This window comes from Neorhizobium sp. DAR64862/K0K3 (assembly GCF_050500185.1).
Lineage (GTDB): Bacteria > Pseudomonadota > Alphaproteobacteria > Rhizobiales > Rhizobiaceae > Neorhizobium > Neorhizobium soli.
Window position 1 is genome coordinate 1,218,508 of record NZ_CP191450.1, and the last position, 16,051, is coordinate 1,234,558.

Below are 16,051 nucleotides of genomic sequence, written 5' to 3' on the forward strand. Positions count from 1 at the left end.
CCAATGACCGGAGAGCTGTTCGGCGCTCCTTCACACCACGTCTTCGCTCAGGACTACCTCGGCATCGTCGCGATGCATCTCGAAAACCTGCCTCCCGATTTCCGAGCTGAAGCCTGCGCGTGCAAACGATGCGAGCTCCTTGGCCTTGCGTTTCTGATCGAGCTCCACTCTCCTGAACGGGCCAAATGCCCGCTTTCGCGCGAGCACGACCGCGGCACGCAGATCGTTCACGTCAGCGACTGCCTCGGAGGCGGTTTCCCGGTCTATTCCCTTGATCACGAGCCGCTGCGAAATCGCGCGTTTCGACCGGCCGCTTCGTTGCGCAGAACGGGTCGCGACTTCTGCGTAAGCCTGATCATCGAGAGCGCTGTTGTCATAGCCGAACTTCACGGCAAACGCCGCAAGCGCCTCGACTTGCCGATCGCCGATGTCTTCGAACTTTTCCCGCGCCTTGCGCGTGATCGCTTGCCGGAGCTGTTTTTCCGTGTGCATCCGTTTGGACAGACGATAGATAGCGGAGTTGCGCGCCCATGACAGCATACGCGTCGTCGGGATATCCGATACGGGTTTTTCAGCAAGCTCGTTGCTGCTATCGTCTGGTAAAGGCTCCAAAATCAAGTCCTTGTTCCAGTTGTATCACGCGATAACTGACAATCAGAGAACCTTGTTGTATCAACCGCGGTCAGGTTTTTTCGAACTGGATCCTGGACAAGGGCATCGCAGTTGTCACGACGACACCATCCGGCTCGTAATCGGTCGTGGCGGTTCCGTAAGAATTCAGACTGGACGCGATGAGCCGAGAGCCAAATCCCTTTCTGGTCGGGATAGCGACGGGTGGCCCGCCGACTTCCCGCCAAGACGAGATTAGAAAATCCTCTCCCTCCCGGGCTTCGATTCTCCATGCAATATCGATGTGACCATTGCTCTCGGAGAGTGCGCCGTATTTGGAGGCATTCGTGAAAAGCTCGTGCAGCACCAGCGAGAACGACAGGGCGGCCTGGGGATCAAGCTCGATCTCCGGTCCCTCGATCCGGACGCGGTCGGAGCCCTCAAGACCGATGTTGATCGTTGCGGCGTTCACGATCTGGCCAAGCGTCGCGCTCACCCAGTTCTTCTGGAGCAAAATATCGTGTGCCGAGGCATAGGCCGACATGCGCGACTGGAGCTTCTCGCCGGCATCTTCGAGCGAGGCCGCATTGCGGATCGACTGCGTTGCAATCGACTGCACCACCGAGATGGTGTTTTTCATCCGGTGACCGAGCTCGAGCATGAGCAGGCGTTGCTGGTCGGCCTGTTCTCTTTCCTGCGTTCTGTCGCGAAGGATTTTGATGAAGCCTATGACGGTATCGTCATCGGATCGCAACGCCATCATCTCGCCGGACGCCCAGAAGGTTGAACCGTCCTCGCGCAGATGCCATCGCTCGTCGCTACCACGCCCCTGGCTCAGGGCGGCAGTCATCTCCCGTTGCGGAATGCCCTGCTCGCGATCCTCGAGCGTGAAGAAAGCTGTGGCCGGCCTGCCCACCATCTCGTCTGCATCCCAGCCGAGAACACGCCGAGCACCCTCGTTCCAACTGGTCACGAGACCATCGAGATCCATCGAAATGATCGCGTAGTCGATCGCGCTCTGGACGATGGCTTCGAGATACCGCTCTCTTGAGGAAATCTTGTCTGTGGGTATCTCGATCTTCATCAACTGGTCTTTCGCCATATCGGTCCCAACGTGGTGGCACGAACCAGCTCAACTGGGGAATTTTAGCACTATCTGCAATCCCTATTCAAAGAGGATCGTGGAAATCGTGTGGCACAAGATCGGCCTCCCGTCGAGCCGCCATAGGCGACCCGATCTCGAAGCTGGCGGCGAGACGACAGTTCACATCGTCGGCGTCTCCCGCCCGAGCCATACAGCGGAGGAAAGCACCGACAGCCAGTCTTACAATTCGCCCTTATGAAGAAGGGTGCGAACATCGTCGGAGACCTGGTTGGCGGCTCCCAGCGTCTCGACCAGCTGCGCCTGTCGGCTTCCTCTCAATCCCGCGGTCGTCAGCTGCTTGTCGCGGACATAGGTATAGATGCCGCTTACTGCGAAGGCAGTCGCATGGCTGATCTGGGCTTTCTGGTCGGAGAGCGTGCTCTGGAACAGATCGCCGCCGTAGAACTGCCGACGAGCAAGCGGGCTGGCGAATGCGAGCTCCAACACCGCAATGTGCCGGCGCTCGTCTGGAACAGTATGATCGACGCCGGGAGCAGGCGGTGCGGGTTTTGCGTTGTCGTAGACATCGGGCAGGTGCAGACGCACTTTCATAGCGGCAGGGTCTGAGGAAATCTTCTCGGCAAGGTTCGTCATGAACGTTACAAAGGCGAACGCATCGCCTGTCCTGGAGCCGAGATGGACATGGATGCGATCAAGTCCGTCGTCTCCGTTGGGAACTGGCTCGGCGCTGCGATCGATGAGTGTGGTTGAGCCCTTGGGAAGGGCATAGGCAACGGTTGCTGCAAACATGTTCTGCTCGTCCGCAAACAGGATCGAGCAGGCGTCATTGAATTCCTCCTGGTCGGCCGCCGTCTCGAAGCCGATCTCGACGCCGCCATCCAGGACATAGTTTTCAAATGGCAAAACTCCTTCGATTTCAGGCCAGAGATGCGCGTCCTGTTCGCGGTTGAAGTGGTTTTGTACATACCATCCAAGCCCGGGGATTCGGGAACAGAGCGGTCCATGCACATCGCGCCAATAATTGGCGAACGTTTCGTGCGGCACTTTTGGACGACGAAGGACGGTCGTGTAGGTGTTGATCGCTATGGCGGCATCGCGCGCCGCAAAATTCGTGTCGTTCGATGAAATGGACAAATGAAACTCCGATTCGTTGCACGGGGAGAACATGCAGAGGTTTCGGTTGTTCCTTTTGCCCCAACATTAGAGCCGGCAGACGAGCGGACGCAGGATCATCGCATCGGAAGCGCGCCGTCACCGAGTGACGGCGCGCTTCTATTGCTCCCAAGACCTAGCTTTTATTTTCGCCGCGCGGCCGCAACCTCACCCAGGATGTCATGCAGTTCCGGGAGTGCGTCGAGCTCTTCCAGCATGACGGACAGTTTCGGTTTCCAATTCGGATAACTGTCGCTCGTGCCAGGGACGTTGGTGGGCTGCTTTTCGTCCGTGAGATCGGCGAGCCGTACAGCCATCAGGAGGGATGGCGTTCTGGCAACGAAGGCATGGGCAGTCGCCGCCAGATTTCTACGACTGGAGTGATCGACCGCTTCCGACCCCATAAGATCGGCCGCCCGAAATGCGGAAAGCACGTCGCGCCTTTCGCTCTTTCTCTCGCTCTTCTGCTGACGGGCAGCGTCTTCGGGCACGAGATCGTTCTTTTCCCGCATCATGACGTCAGCTGCACGCCACCAGCCGGAAAACGTCTGGTGGTCATGGGTTGATACACATGCCAAGGCCAGCGCCGGATACTGGTCGGGCGGATGGAAGCCCTGCTTTCCCTGCTCGTAGGAGAGAATTCTGTAGGAGAGAATGTTGGCAGCCTCCAATTCTCCCTGCAGCCCTTGCGGCAGATTGCCGAGATCTTCTCCGATGACGAGGCAGCCATATGTGTTGGAGAGGTCCGCAAGCGTGTTGATCAACGCTTGTTGGGGGTAGCCGACATAGGCACCCTCTTCGGGGCTTTCTCCCGATGGCACAAGGAAAAGGCGCCGCAGAGCTGCTGCATGATCGATGCGAACCGCGCCCGCGTAGCGCATGACACCTTCCATCGTGGTCTCAAATGGGGACTGATTTCCCGAAGCGATCGCCGAAGGGTGAAACGCTGCAAGGTGCCAGTCCTGACCATAAACCGCCATGGGATCTGGCGGACTGCCGATGCTGGCACCTTCGACATAGGCATGACGACTGCTCCAGGTGGCCGATCCGTCCAGTGCCTCGCCGACGGCGACGTCGAGATAGAGGCCGACGCGCATGCCTGCAGCTTTTGCACGAGCTGAAACCTCGGTGAGCTGCCCATGCGCCAGATACTGGAGCCACAGGTGGAAATCGACGCGATCGCCGTGCGTTTCCGCAAACAGCTTTACCGTCTCCGACTGCGGATCCTGATATTCTTGCGGCCACGCCTTCCAACCGACGCTGCCCCCAGATGCGACAAGGGTCTCCGAGATCGCCTCGAACAGGGCGTGCAACCTCAGTTCAGCGCCGCCTTCCCGGCAGAAATCCAGAAACGCGGGGTCCTCTCGGCGTTTTTCTGTTGTCCAGATCCTGTAGAGCACCTCGCGTTTGATCCGCGCGACATGCCCGTAGTCAACCAGTTCCGTTCGTTGCAACCGGGCAATATCTTCCTCCAGCTCAGGCGAGCTTGCGAAGCCGTCGATCCGATCGACAGCAATGTAGAGGGGATTGAGAAAACGCCGGTTGGAGGGTTCGTAAGGACTGCATCGTTCGGCAGCGGCCATGAACGGCGCGTGCAGCGGATTGAGACCGACGAAATCGGCACCCCAGCCTGCGGCGAGATCGATGAAAGTGGACAGGTCGTCAAAATCGCCGATCCCCCAGTTTCGGCGCGATCTCAGTTCGTAAAGCTGCAGCGCCACGCCCCAGACCCGCTCGCCCTGCAGATCAGGAAGAAAGCACTGGGGTTGACCGGAAGCTTCGACCGAGGCGGTCTGGTCCTGGTCGCTGTTTTGCGGGTACCGCTCCAGCGACGCGAGGATTTTCGCCCGGCCGGCTGTCGAAACGGGCACGTCATTGCCCTGGGGTGAGGGTCTTTTGTTTTCGATATCGTAGGCCTCGGAGCTCTGGCCCCGATCGAGCATGGCGTCGTCAATATTCTGCTTCATTAGCCCACCTCGTCAATATTATACGGTCGGCAGGCAAAGCATGCAGCTTTCCTCCAACGTCGATTTCTGAGCCCAAACCGTCTGCGGGTTGAGGAAGTTCCCCGGCGCAATGCCCGGACTAGGAAAGAGTTTCTGCTCTGCGAGGTACATCACGCTGCAGCGGACGAAATTGCGCTACGAGTCCTGCAGCATTTGCAGGATGACAGAGCGGTACTCCGGCATGGCCAGTTCCATTGCCTCGAGGTCTTCCCGGCCAAACCAGCCCAATTCGGAATGCTCGGTGCCGAGCAGGGAAGCCTGTCCACCTTTCCAGAGCGGTACCGCATAGGTGTGGAAGGGCGATTTCTGCTTTTCGTCACGGCTCTCGTACAATGTCGCGACCTTGTTGAAGGCAAGTGGCGTGAGCCCCACCTCTTCCTCGCATTCCCGCACCAGAGCCTCGTCCAGGCCCTCGCCTTTTTCGACATGACCGCCGACCAGATCCCACAAATTTGCCGACCACTTTCGGTGCGATGCGCGCCGGACAAGCAGGATCTTTCCATTTCCGACAAAACCTGCGCATACGATCTTCGCCATTGTTTCTCCTCTGTCCTGTCGAAGCGTTCGCAGGCATTGAGGGAACCACCTGTGGCAAATTCAGTTCCCTGCCCTTGAGACGCATTGACGAGGGTATGAATGGCACCGCCGCAATTTGGGACTATCGAAGAGATCTGGCGCTACCCGGTAAGCTCGCTTGGCGGCGAGCGTTTGACCTCCGTCGAGCTGGGAACGGACGGAATCGAGGGCGATCGTTCATGGTGCGTTGCTGATGCGCAGTCCGGCCATCCGGCGGCGCCCGAGAAAGAAGCTCGCTGGAAACCGGCACTTTTCCTCCACTCGAGATCAGGTCGAGACCGGCCTGAAATCGGACTTCCGGATGGGGAGTGGCTGCGTGTCGGAGAGAGAGATACCGATGCGAAGCTGACCCTTTATTTCGGCTTCGAGGTCGAAACGCGTCCCTATGTCGCGACCGGCGATGCACAGACGGCCGTCAACCGTTATGAAGTGAGCCCGGTCCATCTCGTGACGACCAACTCACTTCGACACTTGTCCACGATCGTCGGAACCGACGATATCGACAGCCGCCGGTTTCGCCCCAACGTCGTGCTGCGAACGCCTGCGGCCGAGGGCTTTGAGGAGAAGTCATGGCTTGGATGCAGGTTGCAGATGGGAGGAGCGACCATCCACATCTGCGAAGAAGCCAAGCGGTGCGGAATGACGCTGATCGCGCAACCCGGGCTTCCCGAAAACCCCGACGTGCTTCGCTCGCTTTTGCGACAAAACAGGCGAAACTTCGGCATTTACGGCGATGTCGAGATATCCGGGAAGCTGACATTGGGTGACCCGGTCGAGATCGTGACGGGCTGACGCCTTAAGCTTGCGCGATGATCAGAGGCGGCACGTTCGATTTCAGGATCGCTTTCGAAATCACCTCGCCGATATCGCGTGCGCTGGTGATTCCCTGCACGAACGGAAGCTTGTGCAGCAGAAAAGCGATCGAACCGCAGTAGAGGTTGTTCGAGAGATTGTCTTCGAACACCAGCCGGAAATCGTCGTCGAGATCGATCCCTCCTGTCCGGACGATCTCCTGCTCGGCGCCATCAAGAGAAAACGCAGCCTTTGTTGCCGCTTTTCGAACGACACCCTGGCCAACGAGCGTCGGGAACGGAATGTCGCGGGCCGACAGCTCGTGCTGTCCTGTGGCGTCGATGAAAGCCTCAAACCGAAGCTCCCGTCCTTCCGTGCGAACTACAGCGCCCCGCTCCACGCTCTTGTTGTCGATCTCGCTGTTATTTCCGAGTGCCACGATCTCAAGCTTGCCGGTGCGATGGAGAGCGAGCAATCGGCGGATCGATTCATGCGGAACCGTCGCGTAGTCATCGATGAAGACGGTCTTGAAGTGCTTGTGGAACCGCGTGAGGTCATCAGCGTCCAGATGCGGTATCGCCTTCGCAATCACCTCATGCATCCGCAGGATGGCATAGCGCCATTCCACCGTCTGCTTCAGCTTCTTGTTCAGATCCGCTTCGGCGAGGTTGCGAGCAGCCCAGGCAAACGGGTCGTTGGTTTCCCGAGCGCGGAAATAGGCAGGCGCGATCGTCTCAACGGTCAGAAGTGACAGGCCGATGCTTGCTGCATAATCCGGATCGCAGGCCACCAGCTCCTGCTTGAACAGGTCGAAGATCGCATCCAAAAGATCTAGCTTCCGCGTGGCGATCGCGTTTTCGATCGCCGGTTCGGTACAGAATGTCAGCGGGCGGTACGGGATCTCGCAGTAGAAGTCGGCTTCTGGCAGCACCCCTTTGCGCGACATCATCGTTGCGCGGAAGGCTTCGGTTCCCGGAAGGGGCTCGTATTGAAGATCACCCTGCCCATCGAGCATGAAGGCACCATGCGCAGTCGAGACGGTGATCAGCGCATCGATGCCGCTCAGCGACGTGCCCAGAATGCCGAGATTGCATGGAGGTATGGTTTTGAGAAGCGGTGCCGGCCAGGGCGAGATGAAGTATCCGGGCCGCACCTCGGTGGTCTCCGGCCAGTCGTGGCCCGTTGCCATCACCACGTGATCGAAACCGAATTCCGCCGGTTCGTCGTCCAAGGCTTTTACGCTCAACCGGATATCGTCTGCGCGCAGCTCGATATCGACGACACGATGCCGCGCCTTGAGGTGGATGGCGTGGCCGTTGGCGGTGGCGGCATTCAGAAGCTGCTGGAACTGCGCGTGCAGGAACTCTCCTAGAACCACGCGCGGATAAAACTCCCGCTCGCTGATGGCATCGCGTTCGACGCCGAGATGCTGCAACTCCATATCCGTCTGACGGCGAAGCCACTCGGTCAACGTTTCGGAGATTGGCGGCAGCTCGATGCTGGCAATGTTGGAGAGCATCGCCGCATCGTTGAGATCGGGGCGATAGGGGGTTCCCTTGCCGGGTTCCGCGTCGCTTTCGAAGATGGTGATCTCGAGCGGTTCAGACTTCCCGATGAGGCCCTTCAGCGTGTAGATGCCGGTCGGACCGGATCCGATGATTGCAACTCTCAATGCCATATGCCCGATCTATCCTTACAGGAACCAGAAAGTCTGGAGACTGCGCCAACAAGGCTGATGCCTCGAGGTTCCGTCACGACGCAACGATCGCCGCTCCACGTCAGGATTAAGGTCCGGCTGTATGTCTGCCTGACGGTGGAACCGTTCCCATTTCCGGAAGTTTGTGACGTCGAACATCGCCATCCCGTTCTTCAGTGTCAAAGATTAGAGACGTGCATGAGACCACGGCGTATTGTCGTCATCAGTGATTTTCAGGATGGAAGCTGGAGCGGCGAAGACCTCCCGTCTCCTCGAAGCTTTGAAACGCTATGGTCATCAGGTTCACGCGGATCTCCTCCCCTGTCCATTCCGGATACGAACGACGTGGTTGTCGACGGCGGCTATATCGAGCGGCTTCCACTCGCAGCCCTCAAGGACGGGCTGGTCGATTGCGCGGAAATCTGGACGCATTGGTGCGGCGGTGATCCTCCGCCAGAGTGGCGTTCCGGCAATCCGTCGCTGGTGCGCCGTTCATTCCGGATGAACGGTCCGGAGGCTCCCTTTGCCTCGAACGACATGCTCGGGCATATCGAGGCGTTCGGCGCTCCCGACATACTGTGTGTCTGGGGACTTGGGGTGAGCGAGGAGATCATGCTTGCCTGCCGCGACAGCTTTAAGATCTACAACTCCATCGACGCCCCGGCACTTCGCGTGCCGTTCGAGGTCAGCCGTCATTTCGATCTCGTGATCACGGGAGCGGAGTGGCAGTCGGAGGTTGTTCGCACCCGGCATCCTGACATGCGCACAGTCGTGATGCCGATCGGACCCGAATTCGCATCCGAGATGACATTCCGGCCGCTGAACCTTCCCAAGATCTATGACGTGATCTATGTGGCCGCCGCCCAGCCCTACAAGCGCCACGACATGCTCTTCGAAGCGCTGGGTAAGCTACCGCGGTCGCTCCGAACCCTTTGCGTCTTCGGTTACGGAGAACTCGTACCGGAGTTGAGGCGCCATGCGGACGCGCTGGGCATCAATGTCGATTTCATTGAGCCGCCGGGAATAGCCTTCGACGACGTCAACCGGTTGATGAACCAGTCACGGATCGGCGTCGTCTGCGGCGTCGACGACGGAGCACCTGCCATTCTCACCGAATATATGCTGGCCGGCATTCCCGTCCTCGCCAACAGCGCGCTTCGGTGCGGATTACAATACATTATGCCGGAGACGGGCCGAATGGCTTCGGAGCAGGACTTTCACGACGGTATCCGGGATCTGCTCGGGCTCGCCGACGGGATGAAACCACGCGAGACAGTGCTGGAAAACTGGACGTGGCAGCATAGCATCAGCCGCCTGCGAGATTTGATGAACGACAGGTAACAGAATTATGATGAGCGTCCGGAACTTTGCTGTCCAGGCTTTGTTTGGCGGCATCTGTTTCGAGGTGCTTGATGAACGTTCTGAATTCCTTCCCGCAAACGCCTGATGCCTCCCTGCCTATCGATACGCCGCTCATCTGCTTCTCGCATCTGCGCTGGGACTTTGTCCTGCAGCGGCCGCAGCACCTGATGCAGCGCTTCTCTCAGGATCGTCAGGTCTTCTTTTTCGAGGAATTTATTCCAACCGATCATCATCTTGCCTACCTGGAAATTCACCCATTCGCCGATACGTCCGTCAAGGCGATCCGGCCAAGAGTTCCGCATTGGTGGAGCGAAGCCGAGCGGGATCGGGCGCTTAGCCGCCTGCTCGACGATCTCATCCTGCTTCACGGTGGTCGGCGGCCGATACTCTGGTTCTACACGCCGATGATGTATTCTTTCGCGCAGCATGTGGACGCGGCGGCGGTTGTCTACGACTGCATGGACGAGCTGGCCAACTTCAAGTTTGCGCCGCCTCAGCTGAAGGATATGGAAAACGCGCTGATGGCGCGCGCGGACGCGGTCTTTACCGGCGGGGTGAGCCTCTACGAGGCAAAGCGCGATCTGCATGACAACATCCATGCCTTCCCATCCAGTGTCGATTCGCACCATTTCCGCGCAGCACGAAACTCGGTTGCCGATCCAAGCGATCAGGCAAAGATCTCTCACCCACGGTTAGGCTTCTACGGCGTCATCGACGAACGCCTCGATCTCGACCTGATCCGCGCAGCGGCTGCAGCGCGACCGGACTACTCCTTCGTTTTTCTCGGTCCGATCGCCAAGATATCGCCGTCCGATCTGCCTCGCGCGGCCAATATTCACTACCTCGGGCACAAGTCCTATGCCGACCTGCCGTCCTATCTGGCGGGTTGGGATGCGGCGCTCATGCCGTTTGCGCTCAACGAGGCAACCCGTTTCATCAGCCCCACCAAGACGCCTGAATATCTGGCGGCAGGGCGACCGGTCGTCAGCACAAAGATTGCAGACGTCGTTCGTACCTACGGTGATACACCGGGCGTGTTTTTTGCCGACGATGCCGACAGCTTTGTCAGCGGATGCGATGCCGCGCTTGCCATTGCCCTCGCCGATACGTCCTGGCTCGAAGCGGTTGACAGGATGCTCGCGCGCTCGTCCTGGGATGCCACGTTCAAGAGCATGGCGATGATCGTCGACCAGACGGCTGCAGATCCTCCATTGCCATCTGCGCTGCTCGGCAAAAACGACATTCTGGTGCATTCCGAGCGTGACTAGGATGCCGCGGATAGTCCTTGCGACGGATAGCCTGGACCCATCGGGCATGGGCGAGCATATGCTTGCCTTGGCGCGCGGGCTGTGCGGGCAGGCTGATGCGTTCATTGCGCTATTGTCGGAAGACCGGGCAGGATTGCTCCCGCGCGCTGCCCGTCTCGGCCTCGGCATCAAACTTGCGGATGACATCGATGACTTTGCTCAATGGCTGTCCAGCAGCAATGTCGACCTCCTGCATGTCCATGCGGGGATCGGATGGGAGGGGCACGCGCTGGTCGAGGCCACGAACCGAGCCGGTATCCCGGTCATTCGCACGGAGCATCTTCCTTATCTCCTCACCGACCGCGACCAGCAGGACGAGTATCAGCGACGCACGCGGGATGTCGCCCATCACGTCGTGGTTTCGGAAGCCTCCCGGGACAGTTTTCGCGGGCACATTGCGCCCGACCGACTGACGGTTATCCACAACGGTATCTTCGTGCCGCAGCAGACGGCAACAGGCGACGCACTTCGTCGGGACCTCGATGTGCGTGACGAGATCGTGCTCGTGACCATTGCCCGGTTGACCGCGCAGAAGGATCACAAGACCCTCCTCGAAGCGATGCCGCAGATTCTGGAGGCGCATCCCTCCTTGTGCCTTATTCTGGTCGGATCCGGGGAGGAACGCTTGAGGCTCGGGGCATTGGCGGATGAGCTCGGCATCTCCGACCGCATTCGATTTACCGGACATCGCCCGGATGTCGCCAACATCATCGCTCTTGGCGACCTCTTCGTTCTGCCATCGTTGTTCGAAGGCCTGCCGCTTGCGGTGCTCGAGGCGATGTCGCTCGGCTGCCCGGTCGTTGCCACCCGGATCGGCGGCACCGTCGAGGCGCTCGGGGAGGACCACCCACTTTTCTCCACACCCGGCAGTTCCGCTTCAATGGCCTCTGTCGTCATCGCGGCGCTTTCGGATCGGCAGAGACTTGCGCATGTCGCCGAGGCTGCGCGCGTCCGCTTCGACAATCACTTTTCCGCACATCGCATGGCGAGGGAAACGAGAGCGGTCTACGACCAGTTCATTTCCCAGCCTGCCAATCTCATGCAAAAGGACCTATCCATGCAGAAGACACGCCTCGCCTTTATCGGCGTTGGAGGTATCGCGCACCGCCATCTCGATGTCATCTCCGGCTTCGACGATGTGGAACTCGTCGGGTTCGCGGATCCGGAAATCGGCCGCGCCGATCAGGCCGCAGCGCGCTTCGGAGCGAAATCCTTCGCCCACCACCGCGACATGCTGGACGCCGTCCGCCCCGATGCCGTCTATGTCTGCGTGCCGCCGTTTGCGCACGGGGAACCGGAGCGAGACCTGATCGAGCGCGGCATTCCTTTCTTCGTCGAAAAGCCGGTTTCGCTCGACATCGAGACGGCCGAAGAGATCTCGGCTGCCGTGACGGCGAAGGGTCTCGTGACCGGCGTCGGCTACCACTGGCGCTACCTCGACATCGTCGATGAGGCCCGCAATCTCCTAAAGGACAATCCCGCCCAGCTTCTGTCCGGCTACTGGCTGGATAGCACGCCTCCGCCGCAGTGGTGGTGGAAGCAGGACAAGTCCGGCGGACAGATGGTGGAGCAGGCGACCCATCTTCTCGACCTTGCGCGCTTTCTTGTTGGTGAGGTGACCGAGGTTTACGGACGTGCCGGTCACACGGACAGGCCCGAATTTCCGGGCCTCGACGTGCCCACCGTGACGACGGCCGCTCTGACATTCGAAACCGGCGTCGTCGCAAACGTTGCCTCCACCTGCCTTCTCGGCTGGAGCCATCGCGTCGGGCTTCACATCTTCGCAGACCGTCTCGCAATCGAGCTTACCGACCGCGACATCATGGTGGATGTCGGCCGAGGCCGGCCGGTCCGCGGAGCTGATGGCGATCCGGTGTGGCGCGAAGATCGCGACTTCATCGATGCCGTTCGCGGCGGGGAAAACCGGATCCGCTGCCCCTATTCCGAAGCCCTTGCAACGCACCGGCTGGCGCTGGCTGTCGTTGCCTCCGTGCAGGAAGGCAAGCCGGTTTCGATCGCGCCGCCAGAGATGCGCCAGCCCGAGCCTTTGCCCCTGCAATTCCAGCCTCGGCCGGAAGCACCCGCGCCGGGCTTGGCACCTGGCCACCGGATCATCCGCTCACTCGGCGTCGATGCCCCAGGGCGGTCCTATTTCTTCGAATACGAGGAAGGCCCTCCCGGCGATGGCCAGGTTCGGCTCGACACGCTCTACACCGGTCTTTCCGCAGGGACGGAACTGACGTTCCTCAAAAACACCAATCCCTATTTCCGCTCACGCTTTGACGGCGAGCGCGGGGTGTTTATCGAGAACGAACCGGACCTGCACTATCCGGTCCCGTTCCTCGGCTACATGGAAGTCGCCAGGGTCTCAGAGTCGCGCACAGGCGGTTTCGCGCAAGGCGAGGTGGTCGCATCCGCCTACGGCCATAAATCGGGCCACACGGCCAACCCGTTCCACGATCTGCTGGTGCCGTTGCCGGCCGAAATAGATCCCGTGCTCGGCGTCCTCGTCGCTCAGATGGGGCCGATTGCCGCAAACGGCATTCTGCATGCCGATGCCGAAGCCTATGGGGCTCACGTGCCCTTCCTCGGTGCGGGCGTGAAGGATCGCCCGGTTATCGTGATCGGCGCCGGCACAGTGGGGCTGATGACTGCCCTGTTTGCGAAATCCCTGGGTGCATCCGAGGTTATCGTGACCGACCCATCGGAGTTCCGCCGTCAAAAAGCGGAAGCGATGGGCCTTCAGGCCATGACCGAGGAGCACGCGTGGCAGCATGCCAAGGCCCGCTGGCATGATGGCGCGATGGGACGCGGTGCAGATCTGGTGTTCCAGACACGTGCGTATTCAGGCAGCCTCAACACAGCGTTGAAAGCCCTGCGGCCTCAGGGCACGGTGATCGACCTTGCCTTCTACCAGGGCGGCGCTGATCAGTTGCGGTTGGGCGAAGAGTTCCACCACAACGGCCTCAACATCCGTTGCGCGCAGATCAACCGCGTTCCGCGTGGTCTTGGTGCGCTCTGGAACCGCGGCCGCCTTGCCCGCGCAACGGTCGATCTTCTCCGGACGCATGGCGACATCATCCGCGAGCAGATGATCACCCACGTCATTCCGATGGACGACGCGCCGGCCTTCCTGACGGACCTGATCGAAAACCGTCCGGAATTCCTGCAGGTTGTCTTCAAGGTGAGCGAATGACACCTGAACCTCAGCCTGTACGGATTCTGTTCGTCTTCGCGTGGTTGGTGGTCGGCGGCGAGGAGACCGAAGTGCGGCTCCTCGCGGCAAACCTCGATCCTGCCCTCTACCGGATCGACGTCGTTGCCTGCTTCCGCAAGCCCGGAATGCCGGAGCAGACCCACGAGCAACTGCGGGCGCTCGGGGTCGATGTCGATACGACGCCTTACGATCTGTCCTTCGAGGACACGGTTGGCTATCTGGCCGGCAAGGTTCCTGGATACGACATCGTCGTTTCCAGCCAGAACGTTGCCGACATCTATCCGGCACTCGAACGGCTCCACCTGCGTCCACCACTGATCGAGCATGGCGGCTTGGTGTCAGAAGCCGAGGCTGGCCCGAAGCACCTCACGAGCCGGTATGTCGGCGTCTGCCGCTCCATCCGCGACGCGGCTGCGTCAAGAATGCCCGGCCGCGAGCAGCACGCGCTCGAGATACCCTCGATGGTCGATCTCTCCGAGTTCAATTCGGCGAACCGCTCGGTCATGCGGTCAAAGCTTGGGTTGCGGGACGAGCAGGTTGTCATCGGCTGGGTCGGTCGGCTGGATCCGAAAAAGAATGTCGAAGACTTCATCCATGCCGCCGCACTGGTCGTCAGAGACAATGCGCATGCGCAGTTCGTCATTGTCGGCGGACCCGATGCTTTCATGCCGGACTATGCCGATCACTTGAAGGATCTCACCCGCCGGCTGGGCTTGGCAGACAGGGTCACGTTTTTAGGCGATCGCAAGGATGTGGCCGAGCTTCTGTCGGCGTTCGACATATTTGTCTGGCTGTCGCGCGGCGAAGGCATGCCGCATGTCATTGCCGAGGCAGGTGCCGCCGCCCTGCCCGTCATCGCAACACCTGACAACGGCGCCCAGCAGCAGATCGACGACCAGGTCTCCGGCCTCTTCGTGCCCTATAACGATCCGGCCGCCGTCGCTGACAAGATCCGCTTACTTGCGGGCGACGAAGGTTTCCGCCGTTCTCTCGGACAAGCGTTGCGGCGCAAGGTCGAGGCGAGCTACTCGATCGAGCCCGTGTTGCCGCAGTGGACACAGCTTTTCAGCGACGTCCTTGCGGAGAAATCGCCGCAGGGGCCGACCGGCATCTTCAAATCGTTTCTGATGGGCGGTTTCGAATGCTCGACGCATCGGCTACGTCCCGCTGACGGCGAAACAACCGGTCGACGCCTGGATATGATTGCGGCAATCGAGCACGATCGCTTTGCGGAGCAGGATTATCGTCAGCTTGCAGGACTTGGAATCCGTACGGTCCGCGATGGTTTTCGCTGGCATCTGATCGAAAAGTCCAGGACCTATGACTGGTCGAGCGTATTGCCGATGATCGAAGCCGCGCAGAAAACCGGCACGCAGGTCATCTGGGACCTCTTACACTACGGATGGCCTGACGATCTCGATATCTGGTCGCCGCAATTCGTCGATCGGTTTGCAGCCTTCGCCGGCGCCTGCGCACGGTTGGTTCGCGACAACACAAGCGAAGTGCCGTTCTACTGCCCCGTCAACGAAATCTCATTCTTCTCGTGGGGCGGCGGAGATGCCGCCTATCTCAACCCGTTCGCGCGTGGTCGAGGATTCGAGCTCAAGGTTCAGCTTGCCCGGGCCGCAATCGCTGCCATGGAGGAAATCCTGTTGGTCGACCCCCGCGCGCGCTTCGTTCACTGCGATCCGGTTATCAATGTCGTGGCGGACCAATCGAGACCTTTCGAGTCAGGCGTTGCTGAAGGTCACAGGCAGTCGCAGTTCCAGGGATGGGACCTCATCGCCGGCCGCATGTGGCCGCAGATCGGCGGTCAGGAGCGGTTTCTCGATATCATTGGCGTCAACTACTATTTCAACAACCAATGGATCCATGGCGGGCCGCCGATCGACATCGGTCATCCCAGCTACAAGCCGCTGAGCAGGATCCTTGCCGAAACCTACGCGCGTTATGGCAAGCCGATTTTGATTGCAGAAACTGGCATCGAGGACGAGCGGCGTGGGCCTTGGTACCGTTATGTCTCGGATCAGGCAAAACGTGCCATGCAGTCCGGTGTCCCGTTCGAGGGGATTTGCCTTTACCCGATCGCCAATCATCCGGGATGGGACGACGGACGGGCTTGTCAAAACGGATTGCTAGCAAGCGTTGTGTCTTCAGGGGGCCGAGCGGTTGACCCCGGGTTGTCGTCGGCGATCCAAGGCAGCGTTGATTGAGACCCAACCGCCGAAA

The 16,051-nt window shown here is 59.9% G+C and carries 10 protein-coding genes and 1 pseudogene; 5 read left to right on the forward strand and 6 right to left on the reverse strand.

Going from position 1 to position 16,051, the window contains the following annotated elements; translation table 11 throughout:
* Window positions 1-30 precede the first annotated feature (30 nt).
* From recX to ACQY1L_RS22470, 5 genes are all read right to left on the reverse strand, one after another.
* Window positions 31-612: a recombination regulator RecX gene (gene recX / locus ACQY1L_RS22450; protein ID WP_430252903.1), complete on the reverse strand. Its 582-nt coding sequence runs from the start codon at window positions 610-612 to the stop codon at window positions 31-33.
* 70 nt (window positions 613-682) lie between these two features.
* Complete coding sequence (locus ACQY1L_RS22455; protein WP_062460387.1) at window positions 683-1,693, reverse strand: HWE histidine kinase domain-containing protein; 1,011 nt, start codon at window positions 1,691-1,693, stop codon at window positions 683-685.
* Between the two features lie 240 nt (window positions 1,694-1,933).
* The gene (locus tag ACQY1L_RS22460) at window positions 1,934-2,848 is read right to left on the reverse strand and encodes a hypothetical protein (protein ID WP_430244666.1); all 915 of its coding nucleotides are present in this window, start codon (window positions 2,846-2,848) and stop codon (window positions 1,934-1,936) included.
* A 161-nt stretch (window positions 2,849-3,009) separates the two neighbouring features.
* A complete protein-coding gene (gene malQ, locus ACQY1L_RS22465; protein ID WP_430244668.1) occupies window positions 3,010-4,833 on the reverse strand; it encodes a 4-alpha-glucanotransferase in 1,824 nt (607 codons plus the stop codon).
* 174 nt (window positions 4,834-5,007) lie between these two features.
* The gene (locus ACQY1L_RS22470) at window positions 5,008-5,409 is read right to left on the reverse strand and encodes an NUDIX hydrolase (protein ID WP_062458772.1); all 402 of its coding nucleotides are present in this window, start codon (window positions 5,407-5,409) and stop codon (window positions 5,008-5,010) included.
* A gap of 99 nt (window positions 5,410-5,508) precedes the next feature.
* Here ACQY1L_RS22470 and ACQY1L_RS22475 point away from each other — a divergent pair, with 99 nt between their 5' ends.
* Window positions 5,509-6,240: an MOSC domain-containing protein gene (locus tag ACQY1L_RS22475; protein ID WP_430244670.1), complete on the forward strand. Its 732-nt coding sequence runs from the start codon at window positions 5,509-5,511 to the stop codon at window positions 6,238-6,240.
* A gap of 4 nt (window positions 6,241-6,244) precedes the next feature.
* Here the strand turns inward: ACQY1L_RS22475 and ACQY1L_RS22480 are convergent, their stop codons facing one another.
* A complete protein-coding gene (locus tag ACQY1L_RS22480) occupies window positions 6,245-7,918 on the reverse strand; it encodes an FAD/NAD(P)-binding protein (protein WP_430244673.1) in 1,674 nt (557 codons plus the stop codon).
* A gap of 216 nt (window positions 7,919-8,134) precedes the next feature.
* Here ACQY1L_RS22480 and ACQY1L_RS22485 point away from each other — a divergent pair, with 216 nt between their 5' ends.
* The 4 genes and pseudogenes from ACQY1L_RS22485 (at window position 8,135) to ACQY1L_RS22500 (ending at window position 16,035) form a co-directional block, all read left to right on the forward strand.
* Window positions 8,135-9,277, forward strand: a complete 1,143-nt coding sequence (locus tag ACQY1L_RS22485; protein ID WP_430244675.1) for a glycosyltransferase — start codon at window positions 8,135-8,137, stop codon at window positions 9,275-9,277.
* Between the two features lie 71 nt (window positions 9,278-9,348).
* Window positions 9,349-10,515, forward strand: a pseudogene (locus ACQY1L_RS22490) (glycosyltransferase family 1 protein); the annotation flags it as partial.
* 52 nt (window positions 10,516-10,567) lie between these two features.
* A complete protein-coding gene (locus tag ACQY1L_RS22495) occupies window positions 10,568-13,801 on the forward strand; it encodes a glycosyltransferase (RefSeq protein ID WP_430262053.1) in 3,234 nt (1,077 codons plus the stop codon).
* Window positions 13,798-16,035, forward strand: a complete 2,238-nt coding sequence (locus ACQY1L_RS22500) for a glycosyltransferase (RefSeq protein WP_430244679.1) — start codon at window positions 13,798-13,800, stop codon at window positions 16,033-16,035. The genes ACQY1L_RS22495 and ACQY1L_RS22500 overlap by 4 nt, the downstream gene beginning before the upstream one ends.
* Window positions 16,036-16,051 lie beyond the last annotated feature (16 nt).

What these genes read in the sequence shown, in the direction of transcription:
- ACQY1L_RS22455 (WP_062460387.1), bottom strand. Translation starts at nt 1,693, where the DNA reads ATGAAGATCGAGATACCCACAGACAAGATTTCCTCAAGAGAGCGGTAT.
- malQ (WP_430244668.1), bottom strand. Translation starts at nt 4,833, where the DNA reads ATGAAGCAGAATATTGACGACGCCATGCTCGATCGGGGCCAGAGCTCC.
- ACQY1L_RS22470 (WP_062458772.1), bottom strand. Translation starts at nt 5,409, where the DNA reads ATGGCGAAGATCGTATGCGCAGGTTTTGTCGGAAATGGAAAGATCCTG.
- ACQY1L_RS22475 (WP_430244670.1), top strand. Translation starts at nt 5,509, where the DNA reads ATGGCACCGCCGCAATTTGGGACTATCGAAGAGATCTGGCGCTACCCG.
- ACQY1L_RS22480 (WP_430244673.1), bottom strand. Translation starts at nt 7,918, where the DNA reads ATGGCATTGAGAGTTGCAATCATCGGATCCGGTCCGACCGGCATCTAC.
- ACQY1L_RS22485 (WP_430244675.1), top strand. Translation starts at nt 8,135, where the DNA reads ATGAGACCACGGCGTATTGTCGTCATCAGTGATTTTCAGGATGGAAGC.
- ACQY1L_RS22495 (WP_430262053.1), top strand. Translation starts at nt 10,568, where the DNA reads ATGCCGCGGATAGTCCTTGCGACGGATAGCCTGGACCCATCGGGCATG.
- ACQY1L_RS22500 (WP_430244679.1), top strand. Translation starts at nt 13,798, where the DNA reads ATGACACCTGAACCTCAGCCTGTACGGATTCTGTTCGTCTTCGCGTGG.